This window comes from Burkholderia sp. (genome assembly GCF_018375725.1).
Lineage (GTDB): Bacteria > Pseudomonadota > Gammaproteobacteria > Burkholderiales > Burkholderiaceae > Burkholderia.
The window spans coordinates 1-13,968 of sequence record NZ_JAHACR010000086.1; the positions used below are offsets into that span (position 1 = coordinate 1).

Sequence of the window (13,968 nt, forward strand, 5' to 3'; positions counted from 1 at the left end):
GCGCACGACGCGCATGCGCTGCGTGTCGATCATGCAGGGCAACGCCTGCGGCTGTATCGCGACACCGTGTGCTGGGAAGCCGGTGGCAGTGCCGAGTCGCCCGATGGCGGCAACGGGGCGCCGCGCCCCGAATGCGAGTGCGCGTGGGACGGGCAGGAGGTCTGGCATGTGCCGGCCTGGCGTGGCACCTTTGTGTTCGCGCGGGCCGAGGCGGGCAGCGCGGACGCGGTGCCGGAGGCGTGGCTGCGCGCCGCGCCGCTTGTCGTGCGGTCGCGCGTGGGCGGCGAGCGGATGCGTACGTCGCCCGGCGGCCCGCGGCGCACGCTGAAGAACCTGTTTCAGGAGCGCGGTGTGCCCGCGTGGCAGCGCGACGTGCCGCTGTTGTATTCGGGCGACCGGCTTTCGGGCGACCGGCTGCTCTACGTGCCGCGGCTCGGCGTGAACCGCGATATCGACGCGCAGGGCGACGGCGCGTGGCGTCGGATCGAGTGGCGGCCGGATCTGCTGATCGCCTGATATGCCGTGGCGATGCCGCGCCAATTTTCACTATCGGGTAAACGACCGCGTGCTGGACGCTTCGGCGGTGCGCGGCTTGTCAAGCGCACGTTGATCGGGTACGCTCGATTTTTTGCTCGGCTCGATTTTTGAGCGTTTTGTGCAGGTTTTCCGCGTGACGTACCCGGTTTGCGCGGTCCGATCCGCATTCCGGGCAAATTCCGTCACGCTTGCGTGCTGTGTCCCCGCCGTCCTCCTCGTCGTCCGTCCACCGCCACAAGCCGCGTGACTGAACGGCAACACGGCCTGTCCAGTGCGTCCGTGCGGCCTCTTCTCCAGTTCAGAACGACAATGGCACTCATCGTACATAAATACGGCGGCACTTCGATGGGCTCGGTCGAGCGCATCAAGAACGTCGCGAAACGCGTCGCAAAATGGCATCAGGCCGGGCACAAGATGGTCGTCGTGCCGTCGGCAATGTCCGGCGAAACCAACCGTCTGCTCGGTCTCGCGAAAGAGATCTCGAGCCAGCCGAGCCCGCGTGAGCTCGACATGATCGCGTCGACCGGCGAGCAGGTCAGCGTTGGTCTGCTGTCGATCGCGCTCCAGGAGATCGGTGTCGAGGCCGTGAGCTACGCCGGCTGGCAAGTCCCGATCAAGACCGACAGCGCGTTCACGAAGGCGCGCATCCATTCGATCGACGACGAGCGCGTGAAGGCCGATCTCGATGCGGGCAAGGTCGTGATCATCACGGGCTTCCAGGGCGTCGATCCCGACGGCCACATCACGACGCTCGGTCGTGGCGGCTCGGACACGTCGGCGGTGGCGGTCGCGGCTGCGCTCGATGCGGAGGAATGCCTGATCTACACCGACGTCGACGGCGTGTACACGACCGATCCGCGCGTGGTCGAAGAGGCGCGCCGTCTCGATCGCGTGACGTTCGAGGAGATGCTGGAAATGGCGAGCCTCGGCTCGAAGGTCCTGCAGATCCGCTCGGTCGAATTCGCCGGCAAATTCCAGGTGAAGACGCGCGTGCTGTCGAGCCTGACCGATCCGCTGATTGCGCTCGACGAAGAAATGCGCTCGGGCACCCTGATTACTTTTGAAGAAGACGAGACCATGGAAAAGGCAGTCATTTCCGGCATCGCGTTCCAGCGCGACGAAGCACGCATTGCGGTGATGGGCGTGCCCGACAAGCCGGGCATCGCGTATCAGATCCTCGGCCCGGTCGCGGACGCGAACATCGACGTCGACATGATCATCCAGAACCAGAGCGTCGAGGGCAAGACCGACTTCACGTTCACGGTGGGCCGCGGCGATTACCAGCGGGCGATGGATATCCTCACCAACCAGGTGAAGGGCCACGTAAGTGCGGAGCAGGTGCAGGGCGACCCGAAGGTCTCGAAGGTGTCGGTCGTCGGCGTCGGCATGCGTTCGCACGTCGGTGTCGCGAGCAAGATGTTCCGCACGCTGTCGGAAGAGGGCATCAACATCCAGATGATCTCGACGTCCGAAATCAAGATTTCGGTGCTGATCGACGAAAAGTACATGGAGCTGGCGGTCCGCGCGCTGCACAAGGTATTCGAACTCGACCAGGCGTAATGCAATTGACGTGATGCATTGAAGAAAATGCATCAAAAAAATTGACCTGGGGCTCGAAACCCTATATCATCTTTTTCTCGTCGCACTGCCTCCCTGGTGCGAGCGAAAGTTTGGGAGACGTGGCCGAGAGGTCGAAGGCACTCCCCTGCTAAGGGAGCATCTGGGCCAAAACCTGGATCGAGGGTTCGAATCCCTCCGTCTCCGCCAAAAGCGGTGAGAAAGCCCCGTAAGTTCTAGGACTTACGGGGCTTTTTGTTTTTCGTTTTTCAGCCCCTCAGCAAGGCCCATCATCGAGAATACGCAGGGGCCAGCTTGTCGTCGGTATGGGGCGGTGGTTGGCACCGCGTAGTGTCGTGCGATGCTGTATTGACCCAGCGAAACCTGCACAGGTTAAGCGGCTCAGGCAAACAAACGTCTCGGCCGGGGGTTTTCAACTTCAGCGCCTGGTGGGATCCTCGGTGGTTGTAGAACTGAATCCAGTCAGCACCCGTACGATGACGCACTGATCCGACATCCGCATCTCCCCACGCAATGCGCCGCACCATCTTGAGCGCAGCCGCCGCAACGGGGTCGAATGTTACAAGACGTTATCGATCCGTCCGCGCCGCGATTCCGCGCATCAGTTCTTACAAACTTGAAATATGCCCGCGCGACGGTTGTGGCTATAGTCGAGTCATCCACGAATCAACCAGAAGAGGAATCCATGAAGACCTTGCGTGTTGCCTCGCTCATGACCGGTATGACAGCCTTGCTCGTGTCGGGCGCTGCAATGGCGGGGGGCGTCAACGTCGGGATCAATATCGGCGTGCCGGCACCGGTCTACGTCGCGCCCGCGCCGGTGTATGCACCGCCGCCGCCGCCGGTCGTCTACCAGCCGGCGCCGGTCTATGCCGTACCCGCACCGGCAGTCGTGATCGGCTGGCATGGTGATCGATACTGGGATGGCCGGCGCTACTGGGATCGCGACGATTGGTATCGTCATCACGGCCGCGGCGGCTGGGACCGCGATCGCGGTGATTGGGACCACCACGACCGCGGCCGTCATAACGGCTGGCGTTGAAGGATGGACGGCGCAGCGTCCGGTCGCTGCGCGAGAATGAAAAAATCGCCCCGAGGGGCGCATGCCGTTCGGCCAGGCCTGAACGGCATTTTTGTTATTTGCGCGAACGCGAACGGCGGCGTGCGATCGCGCGCGACTTATTCCTCGAGGCCGGCCATTCCGCCGACGACCGCATTGAAGCCGCTGTCGACGTGCATGATCTCGGCCGTCACGCCGCTCGCGAGATCGGACAGCAGGAACGCGCCGGCATTGCCGACCTGCTCGATCGTCACGTTGCGCTTGAGCGGCGCATTGTGCTCGACGAAATCGAGGATCTTGCCGAAGCCCTTGATGCCGCTTGCCGCGAGCGTCTTGATCGGGCCTGCCGAAATGCCGTTCACGCGGACGCCCTTCGCACCGAGCGACACGGCGAGATAGCGCACGCTCGCTTCGAGCGATGCCTTGGCGAGTCCCATCGTGTTGTAGTTCGGAATCGCCTTTTCCGCGCCGAGATACGAAAGCGTCAGCAGTGCCGCGTGGTCCGACAGCATCGGCTGCGCGGCCTTCGCGAGCGCAGCGAAGCTGTACGCGGAAATGTCGTGGGCGATGCGGAAGTTCTCGCGCGTCATGCCTTCCAGGAAGTCGCCGGCGATCGCTTCGCGCGGCGCGAAGCCGATCGAGTGCACGATGCCGTCGAGCGAATCCCAGTTTGTCTTCAGCGCGGCGAACAGCGCGTCGATCTGCGCATCGTCGGCCACGTCGCACGGAAACACCAGCTTGCTGCCGAACTCGGCGGCGAACTCGGTGATGCGGTCCTTGAAGCGGTCGCCGACATAGGTGAACGCCAGCTCGGCGCCTTCGCGCTTGCAGGCCTGCGCGATGCCGTAGGCGATCGAACGGTTCGACAGGAGGCCCGTCAGCAAAATACGTTTACCAGCGAGGAAGCCCATGAGTTCTCCTAGGAAGCGGCATGCGTCCGTGCCGGGACGGCGCGGGGATGGCTGTATCGGGTGTTGAGTGGGTAGAATTCTCGCACATTGCCACCTCCAATCCTCCGACAGGGCCTTTATGACAAAGGGTTCGCCCCGGGCCGCCGACACGCGCGTCCGTTCCGGCGCGGCGCGCGTTGCGCGGGCGGCCGGCCGCGTCGCCGCCGTGCTGCTGGTGCAGTCGGCGCTTGCCGCATCCGCCGCGCATGCCGCTTACGCGATCGCCCAGTACGGCGAGCCGAAATATCCGCCGGACTTCAAGCATTTCGACTATGTCAATCCGGATGCGCCGAAGGGCGGCACGCTCGTGCTCGCGAATCCGAACCGGCTGACGTCGTTCGACAAGTTCAATCCGTATACGATGCGGGGCAATGTCGCGCCCGGCATCGATTTGCTGTTCGAGAGCCTGACCATGGGCAGCTCGGACGAGCCGGCGTCCGCGTACGGGCTGCTCGCCGACGATATCGCGGTGGCGCCGGATGGCCTGTCGGTCACGTTCCACCTGAATCCGCGCGCGCGCTTCTCCAACGGCGATCCGGTGACGGCGGCGGACGTCAAGTATTCGTTCGACACGCTGAAGAGCAAGCAGGCCGCGCCCCAGTTCGGCGCGTACTTTGCCGACATCACGCGCGCGGTGATCGTCGATCCGTCGACGGTGCGCTTCGAGTTCCGACGGCGCAACCGCGAACTGCCGCTGATCGCGGGCGGGGTGCCGGTGTTCTCGCGCAAGTGGGGGCTGCGCGCGGACGGCACGCACATCGCGTTCGACAAGCTTGCGTTCGAGGTGCCGATCGGCAGCGGCCCATATCTGATCGAGCGCTACGACAACGGCCGCACGATCACCTACCGCCGCAACCCCGCGTACTGGGGCGCCGGCCTGCCGGTGCGGGTCGGCACCTACAACTTCGGGCGGATCGTCTACAAGCTGTACGGCGACGGCGTCGCGCGTCTCGAAGCGTTCAAGGCGGCCGAATACGATGTGCTCGTCGAGTACGTCGCGCGCAACTGGGTGCGGCGCGATGTCGGCAAGCGCTTCGACAGCGGCGAGCTCGTCAAGCGCGAGTTCCGGCAGCATAACGGCGCGGGCATGCAGGGCTTCATGATGAACCTGCGTCGCGCGCAGTTCCGGGATGTGCGCGTGCGCCGCGCGCTCGATCTCGCATTCGATTTCGAATGGCTGAACCGCCAGCTGTTCTACGGCGGCTATACGCGCCTCGACAGTTATTTTGCCGACACCGACCTGCAGGCAACCGGCACGCCTGGCGCGGGAGAGCTGGCGCTGCTCGACCCGCTGCGTGCGCAGCTCGATCCGGCGGTGTTCGGTCCGATGGTCGTGCAGCCGAGCACGAACCCGCCGGATTCGCTGCGCGCGAACCTGCTGAAGGCGCGCGCGTTGCTTGCCGACGCGGGCTGGACCTACCGCGATGGCGCGCTGCGCAACGCGCAGGGCGAGCCGTTGACGTTCGAGATCCTCGACGATGCCGGGTCGGCATTCGAGCCGGTCATCACCGCGTACCAGCGCAATCTCGCGAAGCTCGGCATCGAGGCGAGATACCGCACAGCGGATTTCGCGCTGCTGCAGAAGCGCCTCGACGCGTTCGACTACGACATGACGACGACCCGCTATCCGGGTGTGCAGGTGCCGGGCGCCGAGCAGTTCGCGCGCTTCGGCAGCAAGTTCGCCGACGAGCCGGGCTCGGACAACATCACGGGGCTCAAGTCGCCGGCTGTCGACGTGCTGCTGCAGGCGCTCGGCGCCGCGCAGACGCGCGAGCAGCTGCGCGATGCGACGCGCGCGCTCGACCGGGTGCTGATGCACGGCTATTACACGGTTCCGCAGTGGTACAGCACGACGCACCGCATCGCGTACAAGCGTACGCTCGCCTATCCGCGGACCTTGCCGCTGTACTATTCGGCGGAGGGCTGGGTCGTGTCGACCTGGTGGATCAAGCCGGGCGGTTGAGCCGCGCGCATCCGCCGTCCCATCGTTGCCCTTTGATTGCGAGTCGATGTCCATGTGGAGCTACATCCTCAAACGCCTGCTGCTGATGATCCCGACGCTCGTCGGCGTATTGACGCTGACGTTCGCCGTGATTCAGTTCGTGCCGGGCGGCCCGGTCGAGCAGGCCGTCCAGGAATTGCGCAAGGGCGCGGAGCAGGGCGCAGTGCCGTTCGGCATGCGCGCGCATACGGGCGTCGATCCGCAGCAGGTCGCGCAGCTGAAGGCGCTGTACGGCTTCGACAAGCCGCCGCTCGAACGCTACGTGCTGATGCTTGGACGCTTTGCGCGCTTCGATCTCGGCGACAGTTATTTCCGGCACCAGAGCGTGTGGTCGCTGATCGTGTCGAAGCTGCCGGTATCGATCAGCATCGGTCTGTGGACGTTCTTTCTCACATACCTGATCTCGGTGCCGCTCGGCATCGCGAAGGCCGTGCGCAACGGCTCGCCGTTCGATGTCGCGACGAGCCTCGTCGTGCTGGTCGGCTACGCGATTCCCGGCTTCGTGCTCGGCGTGCTGCTGCTCGTGCTGTTCGGCGGCGGCTCGTTCTGGCAGATCTTCCCGCTGCGGGGCCTCACGTCGGACAACTTCGCCCAGTTGTCGGTGCCCGGCAAGATCCTCGACTACCTGTGGCATATCGCGCTGCCGATCACGGCATCGGTCGTCGGCAGCTTCGCGATCGTGACGATGCTGACGAAGAACGCGTTCCTCGACGAGATCCGCCGGCAGTACGTGCTGACCGCGCGTGCGAAAGGGCTGTCCGAGCGCAGCGTGCTGTGGAAGCATGTGTTTCGCAATGCGATGCTGCCGCTGATCGTCGGCTTTCCGGCGGCGTTCATCGGGGCGTTCTTCACCGGCAGCCTGCTGATCGAAACGCTGTTTTCGCTCGACGGCCTCGGCCTGCTGTCGTACGAGTCGGTCGTGCGGCGCGATTATCCGGTCGTGCTCGGCACGCTGTACCTGTTCACGCTGATCGGGCTCGCGACCAAGCTGATCTCCGATCTCTGCTACGTGTGGGTCGACCCCCGCATTCAATTCGAACACCTGGAGCGCTGACATGACACAGCCCGCAAACCCGCTGTTTCCCGATGACGGCAGGCGCTCCGGCGCAGTCCTGCGCGTGTCCGCATGAGTCAAGCCGCCGTGCCTTCCCGTGTCGACGCCGCGCGTGCTCGCGTGTCGCCGTCGCCCGCGCGCCGTGTCTGGCAGCGCTTCACGCAGCAGCGTCTCGGCTACTGGAGCTTCGTGATTTTCGTGATCGCGTTCGGTGCGAGCCTTGCCGCGCCGCTGTGGTCGAACGACAAGCCGATCGTCGTGCGCTACGACGGCCACTATTACTTCCCGATGTTCCGCGCGTATCCGGAGACGACCTTCGGCGGCGACTTCCCGACCCCGGCCGACTATCTCGATCCGTACGTGCGCAAGCGTCTCGACATGCCCGGCAACTTCGTCGTCTATCCGCCGAACCGCTATCACTACGACACGCTGAACTACTTTTCGAACGTGCCGAACCCGGCGCCGCCGTCGCGCGAGAACTGGCTCGGCACCGATGCGCAAGGGCGCGACCTGCTCGCGCGGCTCGTGTACGGCTTTCGCGTGTCGGTCGAGTTCGCGCTGATCCTGACCGCGATCGGCACCGTGCTCGGGATTGCCGCGGGCGCGCTGCAGGGCTTCTTCGGCGGCCGCCTCGACATCGTCGGGCAGCGGCTGATCGAAATCTGGAGTTCGCTGCCCGAGCTTTACCTGCTGATCATCTTCGCGTCGATCTTCGAGCCGAGCTTTCTGCTCCTGATCGTGCTGCTGTCGCTGTTCGGCTGGATCGGGCTGTCGGACTACGTGCGCGCCGAATTTCTGCGCAATCGCACGCAGGACTACGTGCGTGCGGCGCGGGCGATGGGGCTGTCGAACTGGCAGATCATCTGGCGCCACGTCCTGCCGAACAGCCTGACGCCGGTAATCACGTTCCTGCCGTTCCGGATGAGCGGCGCGATTCTCGCGCTGACGAGCCTCGATTTCCTCGGGCTCGGCGTGCCTCCGCCGACGCCGAGCCTCGGCGAACTGCTTGCACAGGGCAAGGGCAATCTCGATGCGTGGTGGATCTCGCTTTCGACGTTCGGCGTGCTCGTCACGACGTTGCTGCTGCTGACCTTCATGGGCGACGCGCTGCGCAATGCGCTCGATACGCGCATCGCCGATGCCGCCCGCGCAGCCGGAGGCCAGCGATGAGCGCTTCCGGCATGTCGCCGCCGGGCGAGCCGCTGTTGTCGCTCGAGCGGCTGCGGGTGCGTTTCGGCGACACCGTCGCGGTCGAGGACGTGACGCTCGCGATCGGTCGTGGCGAGCGCGTCGCGCTGGTCGGCGAATCGGGTTCGGGCAAGAGCGTGACCGCACTGTCGATCCTGCGCCTGTTGCGCGACGCCGACGTCGGCGGCACGATCCGCTTCGCCGGTCAGGATCTTGCGCAGAAAAGCGAGCGCGAGATGCGCGGGCTGCGCGGCTCGGACATCGCGATGATCTTCCAGGAGCCGATGACGGCCCTCAATCCGCTGTACACGATCGGCGCGCAGATCGGCGAGACGATCATGCTGCACGACGGCGTGACGGCGGCCGACGCGCGCCGGCGCGCGGTCGCGCTGCTCGCGCGCACGGGTATCGCGGAGCCGGAGCGGCACGTCGACAGCTATCCGCACCAGCTGTCCGGCGGCCAGCGGCAGCGCGCTATGATCGCGATGGCGCTCGCGTGCCGGCCGCGCCTGCTGCTCGCCGACGAGCCGACCACTGCGCTCGACGTGACGATCCGCGCGCAGATCGTCGAGCTGCTGCTCGAGTTGCAGCGCGAAGAGGCCGAAAAGCGCGGGATGGCGATCCTGCTGATCACGCACGACCTGAATCTCGTGCGGCATTTTGCCGATCGCATCGCGGTGATGGAGCGGGGCCGGCTTGTCGAGAGCGGGCCTGTCGAGCAGATCTTCGCCGCGCCGGCGCATCCGTATACGCAGCGCCTGCTGAACAGCCGTCCGCAGCGCGCGGTTGTGCCGGTCATGCCGATCGCGCCCGTCATGCTCGACGCGCGCAACGTGACCGTGCAGTTCGCGCGCAAGCGTCCCGGTATCGCGGGCTGGTTCGGCTCCTCGCCGGTGACCGCGGTGTCGGATGTGAGCGTGTCGGTTCGGCAGGGCGAGACGCTCGGCATCGTCGGCGAATCCGGCTCGGGCAAGTCGACACTCGCGATGGCGTTGCTCGGCCTGCAGAAGACCGCCCGCGGCGAGATCGAATTCCAGGGGCGCGCGCTGTCGAGCTATCGCGGGCGCGAGCAGACCGCGCTGCGCTCGAACATGCAGGTCGTGTTCCAGGATCCGTTCAGCTCGCTGTCGCCGCGGCATACGATCGAGCGGATTGTCGGCGAAGGGCTCGAGCTGCATCGTCCGGGCATGTCGGCCGACGCGCGCCGCGCAAAGTCGCTTGCGGTGCTGCGCGAAGTCGGCCTCGACCGTACCGTGATGCACCGTTATCCGCACGAATTCTCCGGCGGACAGCGCCACCGGATCGCGATCGCCCGCGCGCTGGTGCTCGAGCCGCGCATCCTGATCCTCGACGAGCCGACGTCCGCACTCGACGTCTCGATCCAGCAGCAGGTGCTGAAGCTGCTCGCGAGCCTGCAGCAGAAATACAACCTCGGCTACGTGTTCATCAGTCACGACCTGGAGGTGATCGGCGCGATGGCGCATCGGGTCGCGGTGATGCAGGGCGGGGCAATCGTCGAGACCGGGGACGTTGCCGACGTCTTCACGAAACCGTCGCATCCGTATACGCGAAAGTTGCTGAAAGCGGTCTGGCAGGCGTGATGGATGCCGGAGAGGCGGTAATGGTCTGACTATCTCGATTGTATTTTTTAATTTGTTTTGACAAATGGATACGCGCTGGCTAGTATCGACCGAAATTTTCCGCCAATCAGCTGATTTTTAAGCACAATCCATCGACCCATGCAGCACCGATCTCTGACCCAGGCATGCGCGCGCGTCGTCGCCGGGATGTTTATCGGCGTCCTGTTCGCTGCAGCTCCCGGCGCTTTCGCCGACGAAGCAGGCAGTTTCAATCAGAATGTCGCATTTTCGACCCAGTCCGGGTCGGGTTCCCTCTCCAGTTCGCAGGCAAGCGCCCAGCCGTCGGAAGGCGGCGCGAAGTCGTTCCTGTCCGGCATGGCGGGCAAGGCGGGTGACGTCGTGGTCGGCGCGCTGAACATGATCGGCGTGCGCTACCGCTGGGGCGGCAACTCGCCGGATTCGGGGCTCGATTGCAGCGGCTTCGTCCGTTACGTGTTTCAGGACACGCTCGGCATGTCGCTGCCGCGGCGCGCGGAAGAGATGAGCCATGTCGGCGAGAAGGTGCGCATGAGCGAGCTGAAGCCGGGCGACCTCGTGTTCTTCAACACGATGCGCCGCACGTTCTCGCATGTCGGCATCTATATCGGCGACAACAAGTTCGTGCATTCGCCTTCGACGGGCAGCACGGTGCGCGTCGACGATCTCGATAGCGGCTACTGGGAAAAGCGTTTTACCGGCGCGCGCCGGATCGAGACGCAGTTCCCGATGAAGGCTGAAGACCTGCGCCAGCGCGTGCGCGCGACGATCGGCGACGATTCGGCGAACGGCAACCGCTAATCCGCCTGCTGGCGACCGGATGAGAAAACCCCGCAGCCAAAAGGCTGCGGGGTTTAATGAAATGGTCGACCTGACCGAAACAGCTCAATCGGCTTACGCTGATCGGGCTGTTTTTTTTGATGCTCGACGCGCCCCGCAGCGCCCGGTCTGGCCACTGCGGGGCGCGGCTTACGCGGGCACCGTGCGTGCCGCCGCGAGCTTGCGCTGCAACTCGGGCATGATGCGCGCGACCGCTTCCTCGCCCGCGAGGATCGCCGCGTTGCGCTGGTTGAAATCGCTGCCGCCCATTGCGGCGAGGTTCGGGCGGATCACGACATCGGCGTACTTTTCGAGTTCGTAGGTCTTGATCGTCTGCCCCATGATCGTGAACGTCTGCAGCAGCATTTCGATCGGGTTGTTGGTCGCCGCGCCGTCGGGGCGCGCGGAGATGTCGACGGCGATCACGAAATTCGCCCCCATCTTGCGCGCATAGGACGCCGGCACCGGGCTGACAAGACCGCCGTCGACGTACTCGCGGCTGCCGATCCTCACCGGCTCGAACACCGACGGCACGCTGCACGACGCTCGCACTGCGAGCCCCGTGTTGCCTTGCTGGAACAGGATCGGCTGGCCGCTTTGCAGGTCCGTCGCGACGATGCCGAGCGGCTTCGCCATTTTTTCGATCGGGCGGTTGTTGAGCGACTTGTTCAGGAAGTTCTGCAGCGCGACGCCTTGCAGCAGGCCGCGCGAGCGGAACGGCAACGCCCAGTCGCTGATCGCCGTCTGGTCCATTTCGAGTGCGAGCTTGTTGATCTGCAGCGCGTTCATGCCGGACGCGTAGAGTGCGCCGACGACCGATCCCGCGCTTGTGCCGGCGACAAGTTCGACCGGAATGCCGCGCGCCTCGAGCGCTTTCAGCACGCCGATGTGCGCGAAACCGCGCGCGGCGCCGCCACCGAGCGCGATTCCGATCCTGACCGGTTTCTGCGTGCCGGCGTCGGGGCGGCCAGGTCCGCCGAACGACGTGCAGGCGGCGAGGCCGGCGGACGCGCAGGCGATCGTGAAGTGGCGGCGTGACAGGCGAGGGGACGACATCGAGGGTTCTCCAGCTTTCTCCAGCTGCCGGGCGGGCGTGCGGCCCGCCGCGGCGGTACGTTCCGGGCGGCGGCGCGATAGGCGTGCGCCGCCGGCGCGGCGCCGGATGGCGGCCGCGGCGCGCACATCATAAAGCAAGCGGTGCGCTTGGCGTGCTGGTCGGCGCGGGTATAATTCCCGCTTCATTTCCGTTCCGGGCGTCGGCCGGCCGCATTGCAGTACGCAGTACGCGATGCCGCCGTCGAACCCGCGTCGAATCATTCATGCGCCTCAGGCGTTCGAGTTACCGTTTATGACCCGTCCTGTTCGTACCCGTTTCGCGCCGAGTCCCACCGGCTTCATCCACCTGGGCAACATCCGTTCCGCGCTCTATCCGTGGGCATTCGCCCGCAAGATGAAGGGCGCGTTCGTGCTGCGCATCGAGGATACCGACGTCGAGCGCTCGAGCACGGAAGCGGTCGATGCGATTCTCGAAGGCATGGCGTGGCTCGGCCTCGACTTCGATGAGGGCCCGTTCTACCAGATGCAGCGGATGGACCGCTATCGCGAGGTGCTCGCGAAGATGGTCGCCGAAGGCCTCGCCTATCCGTGCTACATGTCGACGGAGGAGCTCGACGCGCTGCGCGAACGTCAGCGTGAAGCCGGGTTGAAGCCGCGTTACGACGGCACGTGGCGTCCCGAGCCGGGCAAGGTGCTGCCCGAGCCGCCCGCCGGCGTGAAACCGGTGCTGCGTTTCCGCAACCCGCTGACGGGCACCGTCGCGTGGGACGATGCGGTGAAGGGGCATGTCGAGATCTCGAACGAGGAACTCGACGACCTCGTGATCGCGCGTCCGGACGGCACGCCGATGTACAACTTCTGCGTGGTGGTCGACGATCTCGACATGGGGATCACGCACGTGATCCGCGGCGACGACCATGTGAACAACACGCCGCGCCAGATCAACATCCTGCGCGCGCTGGGCGGCGAAGTGCCGGTGTATGCGCACCTGCCGACCGTGCTCAACGAGCAGGGCGAGAAGATGAGCAAGCGTCACGGCGCGATGAGCGTGATGGGCTACCGCGACGCGGGCTACCTGCCCGAGGCGGTCGTGAACTATCTGGCGCGTCTTGGCTGGTCGCATGGCGATGCCGAGATCTTTTCGCGCGAGCAGTTCGTCGAGTGGTTCGACCTCGAGCATCTCGGCAAGTCCGCGGCGCAGTACGACCACGACAAACTCAACTGGCTGAACAACCACTACATCAAGGAAGCGGACAACGCGCGTCTCGCCGAATTGTCGAAGCCCTTCTTCGCGGCGATCGGCATCGACGACGCGGCGCTTGCGGGCGGCCCGGATCTTGAAAGCGTGATCGGCCTGATGAAGGATCGCGCATCGACGATCAAGGAAATCGCGGAAGGCGCGGCGATGTTCTATCGCACGCCGGTGCTCGATGCGGAAGCGCTCGCACAGCATGTGACCGATGCGGTGCGTCCGGCGCTGGGTGATCTGGCGGCGGCGCTGAAGTCGGCCGAGTGGAGCAAAGAGGCGATCGCGGCCGCGTTGAAGGCGGTGCTCGCCGCGCACAAGCTGAAGATGCCGCAACTCGCGATGCCGGTGCGTTTGCTGGTGGCCGGCACGACACATACGCCGTCGATCGATGCGGTACTGAAGCTGTTCGGCCGCGACGTCGTGGTGTCGCGCATCGAGGCTGCGCTGGCCTGAGTCCAGGGGTGTTTCGAAGCCGTCCGGGGGCGGCTTCGAAAAAAATGCACCGGATTCGCAAAAAAGTATTTACAAGTCCAAAATCGATCCATATAATCTCATTTCTGTTCTGCAAGGGGGTATAGCTCAGCTGGGAGAGCGCTTGCATGGCATGCAAGAGGTCAGCGGTTCGATCCCGCTTACCTCCACCAACAGAACAAACAAATCGGTTCGCGAAGCAGGGTAGTAAAGAAATGCTTCACAAAACGATTTAAAGCAGTTAGAATTTCGGCCTTCACTGTTGATTGAAAGTTAATGGTGAAAACAAGACAGGTCTGAAAAGATTATGTCCCCTTCGTCTAGAGGCCTAGGACATCACCCTTTCACGGTGAGTACAGGGGTTCGAATCCCCTAGGGGAAGCCAGAT

General features: G+C 64.7%; 11 protein-coding genes and 2 tRNA genes. 11 read left to right on the top strand and 2 right to left on the bottom strand.

What is annotated here, in order from left to right; genetic code table 11:
- The 4 genes from tilS to KH616_RS12080 form a co-directional block, all read left to right on the top strand.
- The coding region (gene tilS / locus KH616_RS12065; RefSeq protein ID WP_292244349.1) for a tRNA lysidine(34) synthetase TilS at positions 1-516 on the top strand (516 nt) is incomplete at its 5' end.
- A 330-nt stretch (positions 517-846) separates the two neighbouring features.
- A complete protein-coding gene (locus KH616_RS12070) occupies positions 847-2,097 on the top strand; it encodes an aspartate kinase (protein WP_292244350.1) in 1,251 nt (416 codons plus the stop codon).
- A gap of 113 nt (positions 2,098-2,210) precedes the next feature.
- A tRNA-Ser gene (locus KH616_RS12075) sits at positions 2,211-2,304 on the top strand.
- Between the two features lie 496 nt (positions 2,305-2,800).
- A complete protein-coding gene (locus KH616_RS12080; protein ID WP_292244351.1) occupies positions 2,801-3,157 on the top strand; it encodes a hypothetical protein in 357 nt (118 codons plus the stop codon).
- 137 nt (positions 3,158-3,294) lie between these two features.
- Here the strand turns inward: KH616_RS12080 and fabI are convergent, their stop codons facing one another.
- Positions 3,295-4,086 carry an enoyl-ACP reductase FabI gene (gene fabI, locus KH616_RS12085; protein WP_292244352.1) on the bottom strand — a complete coding sequence of 264 codons (792 nt, stop codon included), beginning with the start codon at positions 4,084-4,086 and terminating at the stop codon, positions 3,295-3,297.
- A gap of 118 nt (positions 4,087-4,204) precedes the next feature.
- Here fabI and KH616_RS12090 point away from each other — a divergent pair, with 118 nt between their 5' ends.
- From KH616_RS12090 to KH616_RS12110, 5 genes are all read left to right on the top strand, one after another.
- The gene (locus KH616_RS12090; protein ID WP_292244353.1) at positions 4,205-6,088 is read left to right on the top strand and encodes an extracellular solute-binding protein; all 1,884 of its coding nucleotides are present in this window, start codon (positions 4,205-4,207) and stop codon (positions 6,086-6,088) included.
- A gap of 52 nt (positions 6,089-6,140) precedes the next feature.
- Positions 6,141-7,181 carry an ABC transporter permease subunit gene (locus KH616_RS12095; RefSeq protein ID WP_292244354.1) on the top strand — a complete coding sequence of 347 codons (1,041 nt, stop codon included), beginning with the start codon at positions 6,141-6,143 and terminating at the stop codon, positions 7,179-7,181.
- 72 nt (positions 7,182-7,253) lie between these two features.
- A complete protein-coding gene (locus tag KH616_RS12100; protein WP_292244355.1) occupies positions 7,254-8,351 on the top strand; it encodes an ABC transporter permease in 1,098 nt (365 codons plus the stop codon).
- Complete coding sequence (locus tag KH616_RS12105; protein ID WP_292244356.1) at positions 8,348-9,970, top strand: ABC transporter ATP-binding protein; 1,623 nt, start codon at positions 8,348-8,350, stop codon at positions 9,968-9,970. The genes KH616_RS12100 and KH616_RS12105 overlap by 4 nt, the downstream gene beginning before the upstream one ends.
- 138 nt (positions 9,971-10,108) lie before the next feature.
- Positions 10,109-10,786 carry a C40 family peptidase gene (locus tag KH616_RS12110; protein ID WP_292244357.1) on the top strand — a complete coding sequence of 226 codons (678 nt, stop codon included), beginning with the start codon at positions 10,109-10,111 and terminating at the stop codon, positions 10,784-10,786.
- A gap of 168 nt (positions 10,787-10,954) precedes the next feature.
- Here the strand turns inward: KH616_RS12110 and KH616_RS12115 are convergent, their stop codons facing one another.
- Positions 10,955-11,860 carry a patatin-like phospholipase family protein gene (locus tag KH616_RS12115; RefSeq protein ID WP_292244358.1) on the bottom strand — a complete coding sequence of 302 codons (906 nt, stop codon included), beginning with the start codon at positions 11,858-11,860 and terminating at the stop codon, positions 10,955-10,957.
- A gap of 292 nt (positions 11,861-12,152) precedes the next feature.
- Between KH616_RS12115 and gltX the strand changes: the two genes are divergently transcribed.
- Both gltX and KH616_RS12125 read left to right on the top strand, forming a co-directional pair.
- Positions 12,153-13,562 carry a glutamate--tRNA ligase gene (gltX, locus tag KH616_RS12120; RefSeq protein ID WP_292244359.1) on the top strand — a complete coding sequence of 470 codons (1,410 nt, stop codon included), beginning with the start codon at positions 12,153-12,155 and terminating at the stop codon, positions 13,560-13,562.
- Between the two features lie 115 nt (positions 13,563-13,677).
- Positions 13,678-13,753, top strand: a tRNA-Ala gene (locus KH616_RS12125).
- Positions 13,754-13,968: the final 215 nt, after the last annotated feature.

Bases quoted from the DNA above. Each gene is read 5' to 3' on its own strand.
- KH616_RS12100 (WP_292244355.1), top strand. From the start codon at position 7,254: ATGAGTCAAGCCGCCGTGCCTTCCCGTGTCGACGCCGCGCGTGCTCGC.
- KH616_RS12115 (WP_292244358.1), bottom strand. From the start codon at position 11,860: ATGTCGTCCCCTCGCCTGTCACGCCGCCACTTCACGATCGCCTGCGCG.
- KH616_RS12105 (WP_292244356.1), top strand. From the start codon at position 8,348: ATGAGCGCTTCCGGCATGTCGCCGCCGGGCGAGCCGCTGTTGTCGCTC.
- fabI (WP_292244352.1), bottom strand. From the start codon at position 4,086: ATGGGCTTCCTCGCTGGTAAACGTATTTTGCTGACGGGCCTCCTGTCG.
- KH616_RS12090 (WP_292244353.1), top strand. From the start codon at position 4,205: ATGACAAAGGGTTCGCCCCGGGCCGCCGACACGCGCGTCCGTTCCGGC.
- gltX (WP_292244359.1), top strand. From the start codon at position 12,153: ATGACCCGTCCTGTTCGTACCCGTTTCGCGCCGAGTCCCACCGGCTTC.
- KH616_RS12110 (WP_292244357.1), top strand. From the start codon at position 10,109: ATGCAGCACCGATCTCTGACCCAGGCATGCGCGCGCGTCGTCGCCGGG.
- KH616_RS12070 (WP_292244350.1), top strand. From the start codon at position 847: ATGGCACTCATCGTACATAAATACGGCGGCACTTCGATGGGCTCGGTC.
- KH616_RS12080 (WP_292244351.1), top strand. From the start codon at position 2,801: ATGAAGACCTTGCGTGTTGCCTCGCTCATGACCGGTATGACAGCCTTG.
- KH616_RS12095 (WP_292244354.1), top strand. From the start codon at position 6,141: ATGTGGAGCTACATCCTCAAACGCCTGCTGCTGATGATCCCGACGCTC.